The 17,824-nt window shown below is 32.8% G+C and carries 16 protein-coding genes; 5 read left to right on the top strand and 11 right to left on the bottom strand.

From position 1 onward, the window contains the following. Window positions 1-23: 23 nt before the first annotated feature. Entirely contained in the window at window positions 24-2,816 is a 2,793-nt protein-coding gene (gene uvrA, locus R2782_RS00985; RefSeq protein ID WP_371266583.1) for an excinuclease ABC subunit UvrA, read from the bottom strand. 268 nt (window positions 2,817-3,084) lie between these two features. Between uvrA and R2782_RS00980 the strand changes: the two genes are divergently transcribed. Next, entirely contained in the window at window positions 3,085-3,672 is a 588-nt protein-coding gene (locus tag R2782_RS00980; protein ID WP_371266190.1) for an RNA polymerase sigma factor, read from the top strand. A gap of 277 nt (window positions 3,673-3,949) precedes the next feature. On the opposite strand, the gene R2782_RS00975 is transcribed toward R2782_RS00980, so the two are convergent. Next, the gene (locus R2782_RS00975) at window positions 3,950-6,085 is read right to left on the bottom strand and encodes a T9SS type A sorting domain-containing protein (protein WP_371266189.1); all 2,136 of its coding nucleotides are present in this window, start codon (window positions 6,083-6,085) and stop codon (window positions 3,950-3,952) included. A 67-nt stretch (window positions 6,086-6,152) separates the two neighbouring features. Then, window positions 6,153-6,821, bottom strand: coding sequence for an endonuclease III (gene nth / locus R2782_RS00970; protein ID WP_371266188.1), 669 nt, complete (start codon window positions 6,819-6,821; stop codon window positions 6,153-6,155). A 66-nt stretch (window positions 6,822-6,887) separates the two neighbouring features. On the opposite strand from nth, the gene bcp reads away from it, so the two are divergent. Then, a complete protein-coding gene (bcp, locus tag R2782_RS00965; protein WP_371266187.1) occupies window positions 6,888-7,340 on the top strand; it encodes a thioredoxin-dependent thiol peroxidase in 453 nt (150 codons plus the stop codon). 31 nt (window positions 7,341-7,371) lie between these two features. Here bcp and R2782_RS00960 read toward each other — a convergent pair whose 3' ends face one another. Continuing rightward, window positions 7,372-8,844: a TonB-dependent receptor gene (locus tag R2782_RS00960; protein ID WP_371266186.1), complete on the bottom strand. Its 1,473-nt coding sequence runs from the start codon at window positions 8,842-8,844 to the stop codon at window positions 7,372-7,374. A gap of 85 nt (window positions 8,845-8,929) precedes the next feature. Between R2782_RS00960 and R2782_RS00955 the strand changes: the two genes are divergently transcribed. From R2782_RS00955 to R2782_RS00945, 3 genes are read left to right on the top strand one after another with little or no spacing between them, the layout of a single operon-like run. Further along, window positions 8,930-9,697 carry an MBL fold metallo-hydrolase gene (locus R2782_RS00955; RefSeq protein ID WP_371266185.1) on the top strand — a complete coding sequence of 256 codons (768 nt, stop codon included), beginning with the start codon at window positions 8,930-8,932 and terminating at the stop codon, window positions 9,695-9,697. 1 nt (window position 9,698) lies between these two features. Next, complete coding sequence (locus tag R2782_RS00950) at window positions 9,699-10,184, top strand: hypothetical protein (RefSeq protein ID WP_371266184.1); 486 nt, start codon at window positions 9,699-9,701, stop codon at window positions 10,182-10,184. A gap of 29 nt (window positions 10,185-10,213) precedes the next feature. Continuing rightward, window positions 10,214-10,705, top strand: coding sequence for a hypothetical protein (locus R2782_RS00945; RefSeq protein WP_371266183.1), 492 nt, complete (start codon window positions 10,214-10,216; stop codon window positions 10,703-10,705). Between the two features lie 2 nt (window positions 10,706-10,707). Here the strand turns inward: R2782_RS00945 and R2782_RS00940 are convergent, their stop codons facing one another. The 7 genes from R2782_RS00940 to R2782_RS00910 form a co-directional block, all read right to left on the bottom strand. Next, on the bottom strand, window positions 10,708-11,352 hold the full coding sequence (locus tag R2782_RS00940; RefSeq protein ID WP_371266182.1) for an alpha/beta hydrolase: 645 nt from the start codon (window positions 11,350-11,352) through the stop codon (window positions 10,708-10,710). A 2-nt stretch (window positions 11,353-11,354) separates the two neighbouring features. After that, window positions 11,355-11,666, bottom strand: a complete 312-nt coding sequence (locus R2782_RS00935; protein ID WP_371266181.1) for a DUF4870 domain-containing protein — start codon at window positions 11,664-11,666, stop codon at window positions 11,355-11,357. After that, on the bottom strand, window positions 11,666-12,919 hold the full coding sequence (locus tag R2782_RS00930) for a dihydroorotase family protein (protein ID WP_371266180.1): 1,254 nt from the start codon (window positions 12,917-12,919) through the stop codon (window positions 11,666-11,668). The genes R2782_RS00935 and R2782_RS00930 overlap by 1 nt, the downstream gene beginning before the upstream one ends. Next, complete coding sequence (locus tag R2782_RS00925) at window positions 12,916-14,853, bottom strand: BatA domain-containing protein (protein ID WP_371266179.1); 1,938 nt, start codon at window positions 14,851-14,853, stop codon at window positions 12,916-12,918. Before R2782_RS00925 ends, R2782_RS00930 begins: the two co-directional genes overlap by 4 nt. 88 nt (window positions 14,854-14,941) lie before the next feature. After that, on the bottom strand, window positions 14,942-16,285 hold the full coding sequence (locus R2782_RS00920) for a DEAD/DEAH box helicase (RefSeq protein WP_371266178.1): 1,344 nt from the start codon (window positions 16,283-16,285) through the stop codon (window positions 14,942-14,944). 51 nt (window positions 16,286-16,336) lie between these two features. Next, window positions 16,337-17,101, bottom strand: a complete 765-nt coding sequence (locus R2782_RS00915) for a TIGR02757 family protein (RefSeq protein WP_371266177.1) — start codon at window positions 17,099-17,101, stop codon at window positions 16,337-16,339. Then, window positions 17,101-17,808 carry an ABC transporter ATP-binding protein gene (locus R2782_RS00910; RefSeq protein ID WP_371266176.1) on the bottom strand — a complete coding sequence of 236 codons (708 nt, stop codon included), beginning with the start codon at window positions 17,806-17,808 and terminating at the stop codon, window positions 17,101-17,103. The genes R2782_RS00915 and R2782_RS00910 overlap by 1 nt, the downstream gene beginning before the upstream one ends. Window positions 17,809-17,824 lie beyond the last annotated feature (16 nt).

Raw genomic sequence — 17,824 nt, 5'->3', positions numbered from 1 at the left:
AATAATTTTCATAAATATAAAAATTATTTCAACTTCTCCTTCAAATATTTACCTGTAATCGATTTTTTGTCTTTTGCCACTTCTTCCGGAGTTCCGAAAGCCATTAATTGTCCGCCGTTTTCGCCACCTTCGGGACCAATATCAATGATGTAATCGGCACATTTGATTAAATCCAAATTATGTTCAATCACAATAATAGAATGTCCTTTTTCAATCAATGCTTCAAACGAAGCGAGTAATTTTTTGATGTCGTGAAAATGCAAACCGGTTGTGGGTTCATCAAACACAAATAGAGCTTTGTCTTTGGTTGTTCCTTTTACTAAAAAGGAGGCAAGTTTGATCCGTTGTGCTTCTCCACCCGAAAGCGTAGAAGAGGATTGACCCAATTGCACATAACCTAAACCAACATCTTGCAACGGTTTCAATTTCTGAATGATTTTGGTTTGCTTGTGCTCATCAAAAAAAGCAACAGCATCATCAATGGTCATAGTTAAAATGTCATCGATGTTTTTTCCTTCAAATTGGACTTCGAGAATTTCTTTTTTAAAGCGTTTTCCGCCACATGCTTCACATTCCAAATGGACGTCGGCCATGAATTGCATTTCAATGGTTACTTCACCATCACCCTTGCAAGTTTCACAACGACCGCCATCGACATTAAATGAAAAATGTTTGGGTTGATAACCTCTGATTTTGGATAGTTTTTGTTTGGTAAATACATCCCGAATATCATCGTATGCTTTGATATAAGTTACTGGATTTGAACGTGAACTTCTTCCAATCGGATTTTGGTCAATGTATTCAATGTGTTTAATATGCGAAAAATTTCCTCTTAATTCGGTAAATTGTCCAGCTTTATCACTAACACCCTCTAATTTTTTTTGTAAAGCAGGAAACAGTATTTTTTTTACTAATGTACTTTTACCGCTTCCAGAAACACCGGTTATCACAGTAAGACAATCCAACGGAAAGTTAACATCAATATTCTTTAAATTATTTTCACGAGCTCCGATAATTTCGATATAATTTTTGAATTTTCGTCGCGTTTTAGGAACTTCAATTTCTAATTCTCCGTTTAAGTATTTGGCCGTTAATGAGTCTGCTTTAAGGATTTCACTAAAATTTCCTTCAGCTACTAAATTTCCTCCATGTGTTCCGGCCTCCGGACCAATATCGATGATACGGTCGGCAGCTTTCATAATATCCTCATCATGTTCTACAACGATTACTGTATTGCCAAGGTTTTGTAAGTTTTTTAATACTTGAACTAAGCGTTCAGTATCTTTGGGATGTAATCCTATACTAGGTTCATCTAAAATATACATCGATCCCACCAAACTACTACCAAGCGAAGTCGCTAAGTTGATGCGTTGCGACTCACCACCGGAAAGAGAAGCTGAATTTCGGTTTAGGGTGAGGTAGTTTAATCCCACTTCCTCCAAAAAATGTAAACGGTTATTGATTTCAATTAATAGTCGTTTGGCTACCTTTTGATCGTATTCTGAAAGTTCTAATTCTTGAAAAAAGATAATTAAATTTTTTATTGGTAAATCTACCAACTCCGAGACAGTTTTGCCTCCTATTTTTATATTGTTTGTTTCAATGCGTAAACGTTTTCCTTTGCACGTAGGGCATTTTGTTTTTCCTCTGTAACGCGAAAGCATTACACGGTTTTGGATTTTATAATTTTTTTCTTCTAGCTCTTTAAAAAAATCATGTAACCCGGTAAAATACTTATTCCCGTTCCATAATAGTTGCTTATGTTCTTCCGATAACTGAAAAACCGGTTTATGAATTGGAAAATCAAATTTATATGCATTGTTTACTAATTGGTCACGATACCAACTCATGCTTTCTCCCCGCCAAGGGAAAATAGCATTTTCATATACGGATAAAGCAGTATTAGGTATGACTAATTCTTCATCAATTCCAATCACATTTCCGTAACCTTCGCAAGTTGGGCAAGCTCCATAAGGATTATTAAAACTAAACAAATGAATGTTGGGTTCCAAAAAAGTGATACCGTCTAATTGGAAGTTAGCACTAAATTCCAGTGTTTTTTTTGTGTCTACTTCTTGGAGAAAACATTCACCTTTTCCTTCATAAAAGGCCGTTTGAATGGCATCGGCCAAACGGTTTAAAAATTCTTCTTCTTTCTTTACTACAATTCGATCGATGATTAGAAGAATATCTTTATTGTCTAAGGTGTGTTGTTCTAATTCATCCAATCGAATAATTTCATCATTAACCAATATACGAATAAAGCCTTGTTGCAATAATACTTTCAGCTTATCCTCTAAAGCCCGACCTTCTTCTAAATGAATAGGAGCGAGGAGAAGCCATCTACTCTCCGGTTCAAACGTTTCAATTATTTGTACTACATCCGATACACTGTGTTTTTTTACTTCTTGTCCCGAAATAGGTGAAAAAGTTTTTCCGATACGTGCAAAAAGTAATTTAAGATAATCATAGATTTCTGTTGATGTTCCTACCGTTGAACGAGCATTTGTTGTATTCACTTTTTGTTCAATGGCAATGGCAGGAGCAATACCTTTGATATATTCTACTTTAGGTTTGTCTAATCTGCCTAAGAATTGACGTGCATATGACGATAAACTTTCCACATAGCGTCGCTGACCTTCAGCATATAACGTATCGAATGCCAAACTGGACTTTCCGGACCCCGAAAGTCCCGTAATAACCACTAATTTATTTCTGGGAATTGCTACATTAATGTTTTTGAGATTATGTAATTGAGCTCCTTTTATTAGGATGTTTTTTTTGGGGTCGAGCAGTAAAAAATCTTCTGTTGTCATTGCAAATAAGGAAAGAGTCGCAAAGATAGTGTTTTGAATACGCAATTAAAAGTATGTTTTTTTCTATTTTTTGTAAAAATGTAGCTTTAATTACGGTTTTCCTCATTTATTGCATTAAGAATGTTAAAATTTACTGTAATATTTGCTTGTTAGGATAAAATTATGTTACATTTGGCTATTATTTAAACTTAATTTAACAACTGCTTATAGAAAAAAAATACTTTTTTAGAAAAATTTAGTTCGCAACACGAAATTAAAAAGTATGACTATGGCTACTGTTAATCAACTCCCAGACGCTTTATTGGTTAAGAATTACATTGCTGGTGATGAGCAATCGTTGGCTATTCTTATTGAAAGACATCAATCTAAAATTTATGGATTTATCTATTCTAAAATTGCAGATCGCGACATTACAGATGATGTGTTTCAAGATACCTTTATTAAAGTTATTAAAACATTAAAATCAAATTCTTATAATGAAGAAGGTAAGTTTTTACCATGGGTGATGCGAATTGCTCACAATTTAGTCGTTGATCATTTTCGAAAAACCAAAAAAATGCCAATGCAACGTGAAACAGAGGAGTATTCTATCTTTTCATATATGTCTGATAACTCGATGAATGTAGAAGGTAGAATGATAACGGATCAAGTGGAATCCGATTTACAACGTTTGTTAGATGAATTACCCGCTGACCAAAAAGAAGTATTGGTAATGCGTATGTATCAAGACATGAGTTTTAAAGAAATTGCTGATTCTACCGGTGTTAGTATCAACACTGCTTTAGGAAGAATGCGTTACGCATTGATGAATTTACGTAAAGTAATTGAAAAAAATAAAATAGTTTTAACGAATTAAATACTATTTGGAGAACTTTTGCGTTGTAGATAAAAACAAACATAAATATCTATGGCAAAACTTTACACTAGAAAAAAGTTAGCGACTCCAAAGATGTTACCTAAAAAAGAAACTATAAGTTTTTTGCTCAACTACTCCAAGGCACTGAGCATTGTTAAAGTAGGTAACATGTCTTTCGAAACTATTGCTAACTAAAAGGAACATCCCGATTATAGTCGGGATGTTTTTTTTATGATAAAATATATTTCCTTGATGACAAATAATAGAGTTGTAGAATCTAATTTTTTATCAGCTTATAAGTCATTTTATTATTTTCAGAAGAAATATTGATAAAATAAAAACCCGAATTAAGTAAACTAATGTCGATGGGTTTTAAATGATTCACCTTTCCTTTTGTTAGTTTTTTTCCATTTACAGAAATTATTTCATAGTAAGCATTTAACTCATTTTCCATTGAAATCATAATAGCGTTAGTTGCAGGGTTTGGAGTAATTTTAAAATTATTAAAATTATTTTCACCGATAGATAAAGGAGCAAATTGTGTGGTTACCGTGTTTGTTATAATCGGTTGATTAAAATCAAAATAGATAGCTGAAGATGAACTGGCAATATCACCCAAAGTAAAATTATTTTTTAATTTAATTTTGTAAAGCATCCAACCATTACTCAATTCAGGTTCAATTTCTTCATAAGGTAAGTTAATGTTTGGAAAAGAATAGGTTAACTCATTTCCATTTAAAATTTCGATATTAGCATTATGACTTTCTGCAATAGGTGTGAAGGTTGTCCAATCTAAATTCGCATCTAATGTTTCTTTTATAATGACAAAAGCTGCGTTCGCAGTACCTGAATTTTGAAAACGAGTTAAATAGGTCAGGTATTCGTTTGCTTGACTTTCTTCAATAAATGCACCTTCTAAAACTGTCTTATCATTCGGGTCAAAAGAACTCACAACCGTTTGATTAATTACTTTGGTGTTATCAAGAGGTGTGACATCGCTAGCGATAGGGTTAACCATTGCTGAAAAACTAAGAACATCATTTATTTCAACTGTTGGAGGGGTAAAAACGGAAAAAGTAACAGGAATTGATCTCGTTTCAAAAGGAAGAAGATTACTAAAATTCCATTCTAAAGATGAACCGACTACTGTATCGGGACTAGGCGTGGCATTGCTAAAGCTTAATTTACTATTATCAAATGATAATGATACTGTTCCATTCATAACTGTTGTTCCGTTGTTATGGAAGAAAATAATATAATTAGCCACAAACCCGGGTATGGCATCATTTGTATTTATAAAAGAGATACTTAAATCGTTAATAGTTGTAGTGCTGGAAATACAGAAATTTTGATTGCCATAGTTAACTGAATTAACATTTGCTGTAGAATTTACAATTCTCGATGCTGGATTTGACGTAAATAAAGGACTTAGATTTTCTAATGCAGTAATGGTGTAAGATTCATTAATATTCGGAATATTAATAGAATAATTACCATTTGTATCGGTATAGGTGCGATAATTGAAGTTGTTGGTAAGTGCCCTAACAGCTCTTCTGGGGAAATTTATTCCGGTAGCACAATTATTATTGTTTAAATTAAATTTTACATTTCCGGTAATTGTATGAGGTGGAAGAGTAGTTATAGGAATAATTGAATATTCATTATTTGGATTTGGGCAACCTGAACAAACATCTCCATTAAAGTAAATATATTGATATTCACCACAATAGTCTATTCCTTCTCCGATTGCAGAATTATAAACATATCCAAAATTAATTTCTTCTTGCGTGATATAGTGTATTCCTGTTGCAGTATTTCCTGAAATGGTTACAGATGCATTATTATCAGTTACTGTCAATAATTCATAACCCATATTAAAGTCGGTGTAAATTGTATAAGTATAATTGATAACATCACCTACATCAACTATCGAATTATTATTTAAATCCTGATATTCTCCGGATTGCCAACCATACATAAAATCATAGAAGTACACATTAGTTGGTGCATCTAAGTCATAAAAATCAGTATAATTTGGATTTGAGAACGATCCAGGATCTGCTGATATATCAGATATAAAACTGCCTGACTCTGTTTCGGCTTCGGTAATTGCAAAAAAAGATAGAGCACAATAGGGGTAATTAAATGAAATTTCAACCTCAATTACTGCCGTTTCTTCACCAACTTGTAATGATTCTACATAAGCATCGAGGTAAACTTCATCAGGTGAACTTGAGAATATACTTATATTTGTTAATTCTTCATCTCCAAGGTTCTTTACTTTAATCTTTGCTATTCCATCTTCAACGACCATCAAAATCCCAATTCTCGGATCATTAACTGAATGAAATTTATTTTTAGCATTTGCATTCAAACAGAATATAATAAGTAAGAAAAGTAATGTTTTTTTCATTGAATTAGAATAATTAGTTAATACAAACAAATATAAATTAATTGCCAATTATTTTGTTAATATGTAGTTATTTTTTTAAAGTTTTACTTGTTTTGCTAAAATCCATCAAAATCGATTTCCTTCCAATTGTTTTCGTAATCACATCCTTTTCCAAGTCCCAACCACGAGCCGGCGAATATTCTCGTCCGTACCAAATAATTTGAAGGTGCAAATCATTCCATAATTCTTTTGGAAAAATGGCTTTTGCATCTTTTTCGGTTTGTACCACGTTTTTCCCATCGGATAAATTCCAACGATACATCAAACGATGAATATGTGTATCCACCGGGAATGCCGGCACACCAAATGCCTGACTCATTACAACGCTTGCGGTTTTGTGTCCAACAGACGGTAGGGCTTCCAAGGCTTCAAAACTTTGCGGTACTTCGCCATTGTGTTTTTCAATTAGAATTTTAGATAATCCGTAAATGCCTTTTGATTTCATCGGTGAAAGTCCACAAGGACGAATAATTTCTTTAATTTCTTCCACACTCATTTTCACCATATCATTGGGATTATCAGCTTTAGCAAATAAAAGAGGTGTAATTTGATTCACTCGAACATCGGTGCATTGAGCAGAGAGCAACACCGCTATCAACAAAGTGTAAGGATCTTTATGGTCTAAGGGTACAGGAATCGACGGATATAGCTCATTTAACGTATTTATAACAAATGTTGCACGTTCTTTCTTTGTCATTTTTGGTAAATTTGAGTTGTAAAAATAACTTTAATTAAACAACTTAGCAACTCAATACTACAAACTATGACAACATTACAAAAAGGTGATAAAGCACCCAATTTTTCTGCAAAAGACCAAGATGGAAACATACATACCTTATCCGACTATAAAGGAAAAAAATTAATAGTTTTCTTTTATCCTAAAGCGAATACACCGGGATGTACTGCCGAAGCCTGTGATTTACGTGATAATTTTGCCCGTTTTCAAGCCGGAAATTATGCTCTTTTGGGAGTTAGTGCTGATAGTGCTAAAGCACAAACAAGTTTTAAAAATAAATTCGATTTCCCTTTTCCACTTTTGGCCGATGAAGATAAAGCTGTCATTCAAGCCTTTGGAGTTTGGGGCCCAAAAAAATTCATGGGGAAAGAATATGATGGAATTCACCGTACCACCTTTATCATTGATGAAAACGGAATTATAGAGGACATAATTAAAGAAGTGAAGACAAAAGCTCATGCGAAACAAATTTTAGGATAAAAAAAACAGCCATATTAAATGGCTGTTTTTTTTAATTGGTATGTTCCTCTATTATTTTCTTAGGGTCGTATCCAAAGAGGTTATTTTTCTTAATTATTTCAGCAACACCTTTGGGTAACATTTCTTCCCAACCATCAGCTCCTTTGGCAATCATACGCAAAACATGACGCGAATAAATTTCTAAGTTATTTTGATTGGCAATTTCAATATCGACTACTTTACCGTTAAATTTAAAGAATTTATACAATTCTTTCATTCTCGGATGCACTTTTAAGTTTTCAGAATTGGTAATTTCACCATTTTCTTCTTTCATCGGATAAAGAAAAACTTTCAAATCACGATAAAACAATTTACCAAATGCTTCCAAAATTCCACCACTCAAATGACGATAGTATTTTTCGTCAAAAATATCAACTAAATTGTTTACACCCATGGCTAATCCCATTCTGGCTTTGGTATAATTAGAGAAATATTCAACTACACGGTAGTATTCTTGGAAGTTTGAAATCATTACATATTGTCCGAGCGAACAAAGTAATTCGGCACGGTCCATAAAATCCCGTTCATCAATTTCGCCTTCGGAGCGTAAATTGGAAAGCGTTATTTCAAAAATGACTAAAGTATTATCGGCTTCTACTTTATTTTCGGAGATAAACATTTCTAACGACTTTTCATACATATCCATGTTTACTCGGGTAACCGGTCGAAAACTTCCGCGAAGGGCTAAAATATTTTTCTTGTATAGTATTGAGGCAGGAAGAATATTATTACCATCCGGACCAAACATTACGGCATCGGTCATTCCGTTTTTTACCAACTGTAAACTCATCAGTCTATTGTCTACATTGGCAAATCGAGGACCAGAAAAATTAATGGTATCAATTTCCAATTGATCTTTGTCTAAATGGTCATATAAATAACGCAATAATTTTTTTGGGTCATTGTATTTATAAAATGCACCATAAATTAAATTTACACCAAGAATACCAAGCGTTTCTTGTTGTAATCGAGCATCATTTTCTTTGAAACGAATATGAAGGATAATTTCATTATAATCTTCATCAGGTTCAATTTGGTATTTGATTCCTACCCAACCATGACCTTTAAATTGCTTTGCAAAATCAATTGTTGCAACCGTATTGGCATAACTGAAGAACATTTTATTGGGATGTTTTACACGATCCAGTCTTTTTTCAATTAAGTCTACCTCGTGAGACAACATTTTTTTTAACCTACTTTCCGTTACATAGCGACCATCTTTTTCAACACCGTAAATGGCATCACTAAAGTCTTTGTCATAGGCAGACATTGCTTTTGCTATTGTTCCGGAAGACCCGCCAGATCTAAAAAAATGACGAACTGTTTCTTGACCGGCACCAATCTCTGCAAAAGTACCATATATGTTTTCGTTAAGATTGATTCTTAAAGCTTTATCTTTGATTGAAGGGATTTGTTCAATAGCTTTATCTCCCTTAAGTTTTATTTCCATTGCTAATCTTTCCATTTTCCTAGATAATACATTGCAAAGTTAACAAATATCATACCTTAATAAAAGATAAATAATGCTATTTTTGTGAAAATTTAACGTCTTGAAAGTATATTTTTTAGGAACAGGAACGTCACAAGGTATTCCGGTAATCGGCAGCAATCATTCTGTGTGTAAAAGTAACGATGCTAAAGATAAACGATTAAGGGTTTCGGTTTGGATTTATGATGATAATTATTCAATTGTAATTGATTGTGGCCCTGATTTTAGACAACAAATGTTGAAAGCCGGTTGTACAAAAATTGACGCCATACTTTTTACACATGAACATGCTGATCATACGGCCGGTTTGGATGATATTCGACCATTTTTTTTCAAACAAGGTGATATTCCAATTTATGCTCATCAACGAGTGATTGATAACTTAAAGAAACGATTTGATTATATTTTTGAAATTGAGAACAAATATCCCGGAGCTCCATCCGTTGCGGTGAATCAAGTAGTGCAAAATTGTAATTTTTCTATTGGTCAAAAAATAGTTGTTCCCATTCAAGTAATGCATGGAAATCTTCAGGTTTTCGGTTATCGAATCGATAATTTTGCTTATCTAACCGATGTAAAGACCATTGCGGAATGTGAGTTAAAAAAACTTGAAAATTTGGATGTTTTAGTTGTGAATGCATTACGTGAAGAACCGCATGAAACACATTTTAATTTAGATGAAGCATTACATTTTATAGCTCTAATCAATCCTAAAAAAAGTTATTTGACACATATCAGTCACTTACTTGGTTTTCATCAAGAGGTACAACAAAAATTACCAAAAAACGTTTATTTAGCATACGATAATTTAGAAATTTCAATTGAATAAAATGAAAAAATCACTAACTCTTTATTTATTAATTGTATCACTTTTGATGACAGTTTTTACGTATATGTATTACTCCAAAAAAATAAAGTTTGAGCAAGAACGTTTCTCAAGTTTAAAAACAAAGATGAATGATACAATTCAATCACTTAATTACAGATTGTTTGATGCCAATTATTTTACACTACGCCACAACGACCAAGCCCAAAATTATTTAGAAGATTATTCAATCGAAAAATTAATTCCAAAAATTGAGGCAACCTTAATGGGGCTAAATGACAATCCGGAAGGAAATCCGATGGTCGATTTTGGTAAAATAAACGATAAAAAATTTATCATCAATAAAATAGAAGTGCTTAATCATCGTTGGATTATAGCTGATTTCAGTAATGGGGAACTTTGGGGAGAAGTATTGTTGCAGTATTTTATTGAAGAAGATGAATCGTTAAATTTTAAAATAATTCAGTCAACTTTATATCCAAAACAGTAAAACTTTTGTATATTTAATTCTTTTTTGGTATGAAAAATTTGTTGCTTTTTTTAGCTTTGGTAATTAGTTTAAATTCCTGCAAAAAGTTTGATCAGGAAGCCGTTCCTGAGTTTACTCAAAAGCAAACACTATTAGATACCATTACTAGTGCTGATAAAGATGAAGATGGGTGTTTGGCAGCAGCAGGTTATGTTTGGTCAACACTCAACAAAGAATGTATTAAAATCTATGAATCGGCAATTACACTTTATCCGCAAAGCAATCAGAATAATGAGGATGAAACGAAAAATGCATATATTGTATTTGGGGAAAATGGAGGTAATGAAGCTGAGCTTTTTTTGCCTAATCAAGTAGAGTCTTTCATTCTTGTTCGAACAGCAGAAGGACAACCTTGGCAATTTAATGAGTGGCAACTCATTCCATGGAAAGGTTTTGTACTTAAAAAAGGGGATGAAATTTTATTTTCCGGCGATGGTAGCATTGGACCAAAAGTAACCGGAAGTGATAAGGTAGAAGACTAATTTTAACGATTTTCTCCCAACCAATTTCTAAAATCATAAAAGTTTTGCGGGGAAACACCGTGGCCAACCGGATATTCTTTATACACAAATTTAATTCCCAATTTTTCCAAAGTCGGACTTGTTTTTCTTGCCCAATCGATTGGAATTACCTGATCAACAGTTCCGTGTGAAGCAAAAATTTTTAAATTAGAAAAATTATTTTGCTGAAAATTTTTAGTTGCCATTTCCGGGTTTAAATATCCGCTCATAGCCACAATTTTTGAAATTTTTTCAGGATAGGAGAGAGCAATAGCATAACTTAAGATTGCCCCTTGGCTAAACCCAATTAAAGAGACTTTTTCTTTATTAATCGGATATTTTGCAATTAATTCATCGATGAAGTTTGCAATTAAATCTCTGGATTGTTTGGCTTGGTTTACATCAGAAAATTTGGTGTCATCTGCCTCAAAATTGATGGCATACCAAGCATAACTTCCGTACATTAAAGGATAAGGAGCTTGAGCAGAAACCACATAATACTCCTCCGGAAGTTCGGAAGCAAACGAAAACAAATCCTCCTCGTTACTACCGTAACCATGTAGTAAAAGCAATAACGGATTTTTTTCTTGAATGATTTTTGGTTCTCGAATCAAATAGTATAGTGACATAGTTATAGACTCTTAAATAAATTTTGATAAAAATCGCCCACTAATGGAACTTTTTTTTCTTCACCATTTAATGCTCCCATGAATCCATAAATCCAAAGGATAAAGAAGAAAATATAAAAGGCAGAAGATATCATCCAATTATCAAAATAACCAATCGGATAACCTAAAGCAAAAAAGGTTAAAAAAATTCCTAAAGCTTGTCTAATATGAAAACTAGCAAAAGATTTTTTCTGCTCACTATTCATAAAAATGGCTATAACAGCACCAATAATTGTTAAATAAGCTACAATTGCAGCGTTTTTATTTTGTTCCATTACGCTAAAACTAATTTTCCGTTATTGTAAATTCCGTAAACTTTTCCAATCATTTTTTCACCTAAAAAAGCGGAGTTTTTTGATTTAGAAAGCATATTTTCCTTTCTAAATGTCCATTCTAAATTCGGGTTGAAGAAAGTGAAATCAGCCGATGCACCTTCTTTAATTTCATGATTTTCAACACCAAAAGTTGCTTTTCCATTTGTTAATTTGGAAATTATCACGTCTGGTGGAAGTATATTTAATAAAGCTCCAAAAGCACTTTCTAAACCAATCGTTCCGTTTTTGGCCAAATCAAATTCCATTTTTTTGTGTTCAATATCAATTGGATTATGATCAGAAGTTATCATATCAATTGTTCCGTCTAAAACTCCCTCAATTAGAGCTTTTCGGTTTTTCTCATCGCGTAGAGGTGGACTCACTTTGAGGCGGGTATCAAATTCAATTAATTTTTCATCCGTTAAAAGTAAATGATGAACGGCAACACTACAAGTAACCTTCAAACCATTGGCTTTTGCATCTTTGATTAGTTCGACCGATTTTGCTGTGGATATGGTTGGGATATGTAACTTACCTCCCGTATATTCGAGAATAAACAAGTTTCGGGCAACCATTAACTCTTCGGCAAGTGTAGGGATTCCCTTTAATCCTAAACGTGTTGATACCACACCTTCATGTACCACACCACTTCCTTTAATTTTTTCATCTTGTGAAAAGGCAATAACTAAACCATTAAAATCCTGAACATATTGCAATCCGATTTTGAGTAAATTTGCATTGGTGATATTTCTTCCATAATCACCAAATGCTATTGCTCCGGCATTTTTCATATCTACTAATTCGGCTAAATCATTACCCTCAGAACCTTTGGTTAGTGCTCCAATAGGAAACAAGTTCACAGCATTGTTCCTCGCTTTTTCTTTTACAAATTGTACTTGCGATTGATTATCAATAACCGGAAACGAATTAGGTTGCAAGGCAATCGATGTAAAACCACTTTTTGCAGCTACCAATAATCCGTTGGTAATGGTTTCGCGATCTTCAAATCCGGGTTCACCTAACGAAACAGAGCTATCAAACCAACCCTTTGAGAGATGAAGATTTTCTAAACTAATTTCTTCAAAATCTTTTTCTGAAGGTAAGTTTAAACCAATTTTTTCAATTGTTTTGCCTACAATTTTAAGGTCTCTTTTTTGGTTGTGATGCAAACCGTTCGGGTCGATGATGGTTGCGTTTCGAATGATTAACTTCATTTTACCAATTTTTGAATGAGTATTTCCAATACAACAAATAATAAGGCCAAAATTACAAACCATTTCCACATTTCATTATTTGTTCGATTGGTTTGCATAGTGTCAAAAACAGCTTCTAAGGAAGAGCTGGTTTCGTAATTTTCTGCTAAGTTACTGTTATCTATCCGTAAATCACTTTCTGATCTTTCATAATTGAAACTAATATTTTTAATGATTGAATTATCTTTCAACGCATTATAATTGCCTGCTATTTTAGGATTTTCAGAAAAAGTTAACGTTACTTTATTATTTACTATTTGCTGTTGAGGAATAAAGCGTTCTCTTTTTTCATCTGAAGTTTCAATTTCAATTATTTCATCTTTTGATAAAAGCTGGTCTATTGTTATTCGTGAAGCGGAGCCTACTGTTAAAGCATTTATTGCAGATTGAGTACTTTGAGCAGCCATATTGTAAAAGGTAGGCACAATGAGTGGTGAGTTTTTAAAATTTGAATTTTCCTTATTGATTGGGGCTGAAAAAACATAAAAAGAAGCCAGAGAATTTGAAATTCCTGATAAAAACGGACTTTGGTCTTCGTAAATTAATATGGATGGGTAAGCACTTTTTAGCCTGAAATTGCTTTTTGTATTTGGGTATTGAAAATTAACTACTTTCTTTTCAAAGACTTTATTAAAAAGAGGATGAGCAAATGAAATGGATGTAATTTGATTTTCTTTTTTTTGCAAGTCGCTCACCGAAAAAGTACCGAAATTTTGCAAAAAACGGTTAAAGAAATCTGTATTGGTCGCTGCAGAAGGAATAAAAATAATGTTTCCGCCTTTTTCATAAAATGACTTCAAAGTCGTTTGTAAGGTTTGAGGAATATCCATTATTTCATTGAGAATAATCGCATCTTGTTTTTCCAAAATGTTATAATCCAACGATTTCAATTCAAATTGTGAAAACTCAAATTCATTTTCGGTGTAAATTTTTGTCAAAAATTGATTTTTTTCTTTTTCACCAATGGCAATTACAGCAGTTTTTATAGGTTTTGCAATGCTGAAATAGTAATAATTGTCATATGGTAATCCAGGTTCATCAATTACAACATAACCATTGAAATCTGCTTTTGGGATTGTAAAAAATAACTCTTTATCGGTTTGATTAAATTTAACTTGTGTTTTGGCAATGAGTTGTTTTTGATTGTAAACAGCAACAGGAAATTCTAGTTCTGTTTGGCCAAATGATTTTAATTTTACCCCAATTTCATAAAAATTATCTAAGGTTTGATGGATATAAACACTGTCAACAGCAATATTATTTTTTTGCTCTATTTCAGGCAAGATAAAGATAGGGTTTATTGTTTTGTCGATGGGTTTAAAATGATTGGCTTGTAAATTTATTGCATCAGTAATTATTAAAACATCCTTATTAAATGGTGTTTTTCTGGATTTTATTTTTAGTAGACTTTGATCTAATTGAAACGAGGTGGCACTGTAATCCAAATTCATCAATTCTTTTTGAATAGACCTACTATCGGTACTCCAATACACATCATCATTAGTCATTAAAGAAAAGGTAGTGTTTTCAGGTATGTTTTCAAGTAATTCTTGAACAACTCTTTTAAGTAATTCTCCCTGCTTACCTTTTGCTTGCATACTAAACGAATTATCTAAAATAATATATAATTCATTGGTTGCATTAGTATTGTCTTTTGCTTTAAAAAAAGGTTGAGCAAAAGCAAAAATCATCGCAGTTAGCAATAATAAACGAGTGACTAGTAATAGCCATTTCTTAAGTTTAGAGCTTTTTCTGGTTTGGATTGTAAGCTCTTTTAAAAACTTTACATTTGTAAAAGATTCCTTTTTAAAGCGACGAAGTTGAAATAAATGCACTAAAATTGGAATGACCAATAAGAAGAGAAAATACAGAATTTCTGAATGTTTAAACTGCATTAATTGAAAGTTTGTCAAAGATAACTTTTATATTTTAACGACACAAATCTAAAATGCTAACCACAAGCTCAAAAACGATGGTTAAAAATTATTTTTTCTTTCTTTTTTCATCTCTTTTTCGTTCAATACCGCGGTTTCTAGATTCTGTCTTACGAGGATTTCGTTTTCCTGGTCCACCTAAGTTTACTTTTTTGTTCTTGTCTTTTTTCTCATGAAATGCTTCGCCACCTTCTTTCTTTGGACGTTTCAGAAGCATTTTTATTTTTTTCTTTTCCTTTTCAAATTCCAACAACTTTTCTTCAATTTCAATGTTAGGAAGCGGTAAAAGATCAATTTCTTTTTCCATTAAAATTTCGGACTCAATTTGAATTTCTTCTTCTCTTGGACTAATAAAACTAACGGCTATACCATTTTTATCCGCACGGCCGGTTCGACCAATTCGATGAATGTATTGTTCTGGAACTTCCGGAAATTCCATATTAACAACGTGAGTAATATCAGAAATATCCAAACCACGTGCCATAACATCAGTTGTAACAATTCCTCTTAATTCCCCGGCTTGAAAAGCAGTCATCGTATTCAAACGGTAATTTTGCGATTTATTCGAATGAATTAATCCGAATTGTCCCGTAAATTCTTCTTCTAAAGCTTCAGAAACTAAATCGGCTGTTTTTTTATTGTTGATGAAAATCAATAACCGTGACATACTTTCATCGGATTGCAATAATGCCTTCAATAAATTTAATTTAGTTAGAAAATTGGGAACTTTGTAACCAACTTGTGTAATTTTTTCCAACGGTGTTCCGGAGGGGGCTAATGAAACTTCCTCAGGGAAATCAAAATATTCCTCAATCATTTCATCTACTTCATCTGTCATGGTAGCAGAAAATAAAATGTTTTGTCTTTTTGCTTTCAACATTGATAAAATAGAGGTAACTTGAAATCGAAAACCTAAGTTAAGCATTTCGTCAAATTCATCAATGACTAATTTTTGTATTTCATCAAAACGAACAACATTGTCTAAGGCTAAATCCATTACGCGACCGGGTGTTCCGACTAAAATATCTACCCCTTCATAAACAGCTGTTTTTTGGGTGTTAATATTTACTCCACCATATACTCCTAGTGTTCTAACAGACATATAGTTCGTTAATTTGATTACCTCTTCGGCTACTTGTACAACTAATTCTCGGGTAGGGACTAAAATCAACACGCGGGGAGTGTGCGAGTTTTTGAATTTCCAATGTTTTAAAATAGGTAATAAATAAGCTAATGTTTTACCGGTTCCGGTTTGAGCAATGCCCATTACATCACGTCCTGATAAAATAACCGGCATAGATTTAATTTGAATAGGAGTAGGGGTTGTGAAGCCTAAATCATCTATCGCTTTTTGCAATGATTTAGGTAAATCAAATTCCAGAAAAGTAGACATAAAACTTATTTTGAGCAAAGGTACGGAATTTAACTCAAAGGTAGCTTGATGTTAAAATCCTTCAAAAACACCTAATCCGAATAGAGCAAAGTCATATTTTACAGGGTCGTTTTTATCCATAATCCGTAAATTTGAATCTAACTCAATAAGTGCTTTTGCATCATTTTGTTTACGGTTTAGCAGCCCTAACTTTCGTGCTACATTTCCGGAATGCACATCTAGAGGACAGGAAAGTTTTGCCGGAGATATTGTTTTCCAAATTCCTAAATCTACGCCTGCACTATCATTTCTAACCATCCAACGAAGAAACATGTTGATACGTTTCGCAGCTGAATTATTCATTGGGTCAGAAATATGTTTTTGGGTACGGTAATCGTGATCAATTTCAAAAAAGACAGTTTTGAAATTAGTGATGTTTTGTTGAAGCGTATTTATTTTAATGTCTTTGCTGAAAACAGTTTCTAACCCATTGTGATTTTGGTAAATATTTTTTAATCCTTTTATAAAAGAAATACAATCGTTTCCATTAAATGTTCGATGAACAAAATCACTTACTTTTTCTAAATCATTTTTATTATGATTCATAACAAAATCATAGGGTGAATTCCCTAATTTAGACATTAATTTCTGACTGTTATTAATAATCATTTTACGATTTCCCCACGAAATGGTTGCTGTTAAAAACCCGGCAATTTCTATATCTTCTTTTAAGGAGTAAAGATGAGGAATCTGGATAGGGTCACTTTCTATGAACTTAGGATGATTGTATAATTGAACTTTTTCGTCAAGAAATTCTTTTAATTCATTTTGGTTCATTAATCAGTTGGATTGGTTAAGGTAGAAAAATCAATCCACCCAGTATTATGATCAAACAAACCATCTTTCATAACTAACTTTCTATCTGCCATATTGGCTAGCATTTCGTTATGCGTAACTATTACAAACGTCTGTCCAAACTCATCTCTCAGTTTAAAAAATAATTCATGTAAATTTTCTGCAGAACCTGTGTCTAAATTACCCGACGGTTCGTCTGCAAAAATAACAGCCGGTTTATTAATTAAAGCTCGGGCAACAGCTACACGTTGTTGTTCGCCACCAGATAGTTCTCCGGGTTTATGATCCATACGATGAGACAAACCTAAAAACAGGAGTAGTTTTTTCGCTTCTTCCTCTGCTTCTTGTTTGGGTTTTCCGGCAATGAAGGCAGGTATACAAACATTTTCTAAAGCAGTAAACTCAGGTAATAATTGATGAAATTGAAAGATAAATCCAAGTTTTAAGTTTCTGAATTTAGATAATTGTTTGTCATTCATATTCAACACGTTCTCCCCATCAATTATCAATTCAGTTCCAATTTCTGCAGTTGGTTTTTCCAATGTGCCTAAAATTTGAAGTAATGTTGTTTTTCCAGCTCCAGAAACTCCCACAATTGCAATTACTTCACCTTTTTTTATGGCAAGATCAACTCCTTTTAAAACATGTAATTGATCAAAATATTTATGAATTCTTTTTGCTAATATCATGAAAAACAATTTTTAC

It is taken from the genome of Flavobacterium sp. (assembly GCF_041392085.1).
In the GTDB taxonomy this organism is placed as follows: domain Bacteria; phylum Bacteroidota; class Bacteroidia; order Flavobacteriales; family Flavobacteriaceae; genus Flavobacterium.
This window is presented reverse-complemented; position numbering and strand designations above follow the sequence as displayed.

Bases quoted from the DNA above. Each gene is read 5' to 3' on its own strand.
- R2782_RS00910 (WP_371266176.1), bottom strand. From the start codon at position 17,808: ATGATATTAGCAAAAAGAATTCATAAATATTTTGATCAATTACATGTT.
- R2782_RS00920 (WP_371266178.1), bottom strand. From the start codon at position 16,285: ATGTCTACTTTTCTGGAATTTGATTTACCTAAATCATTGCAAAAAGCG.
- R2782_RS00960 (WP_371266186.1), bottom strand. From the start codon at position 8,844: ATGGAAAGATTAGCAATGGAAATAAAACTTAAGGGAGATAAAGCTATT.
- uvrA (WP_371266583.1), bottom strand. From the start codon at position 2,816: ATGACAACAGAAGATTTTTTACTGCTCGACCCCAAAAAAAACATCCTA.
- bcp (WP_371266187.1), top strand. From the start codon at position 6,888: ATGACAACATTACAAAAAGGTGATAAAGCACCCAATTTTTCTGCAAAA.
- nth (WP_371266188.1), bottom strand. From the start codon at position 6,821: ATGACAAAGAAAGAACGTGCAACATTTGTTATAAATACGTTAAATGAG.
- R2782_RS00945 (WP_371266183.1), top strand. From the start codon at position 10,214: ATGAAAAATTTGTTGCTTTTTTTAGCTTTGGTAATTAGTTTAAATTCC.
- R2782_RS00940 (WP_371266182.1), bottom strand. From the start codon at position 11,352: ATGTCACTATACTATTTGATTCGAGAACCAAAAATCATTCAAGAAAAA.
- R2782_RS00975 (WP_371266189.1), bottom strand. From the start codon at position 6,085: ATGAAAAAAACATTACTTTTCTTACTTATTATATTCTGTTTGAATGCA.
- R2782_RS00925 (WP_371266179.1), bottom strand. From the start codon at position 14,853: ATGCAGTTTAAACATTCAGAAATTCTGTATTTTCTCTTCTTATTGGTC.
- R2782_RS00950 (WP_371266184.1), top strand. From the start codon at position 9,699: ATGAAAAAATCACTAACTCTTTATTTATTAATTGTATCACTTTTGATG.
- R2782_RS00935 (WP_371266181.1), bottom strand. From the start codon at position 11,666: ATGGAACAAAATAAAAACGCTGCAATTGTAGCTTATTTAACAATTATT.
- R2782_RS00930 (WP_371266180.1), bottom strand. From the start codon at position 12,919: ATGAAGTTAATCATTCGAAACGCAACCATCATCGACCCGAACGGTTTG.
- R2782_RS00980 (WP_371266190.1), top strand. From the start codon at position 3,085: ATGGCTACTGTTAATCAACTCCCAGACGCTTTATTGGTTAAGAATTAC.
- R2782_RS00915 (WP_371266177.1), bottom strand. From the start codon at position 17,101: ATGAACCAAAATGAATTAAAAGAATTTCTTGACGAAAAAGTTCAATTA.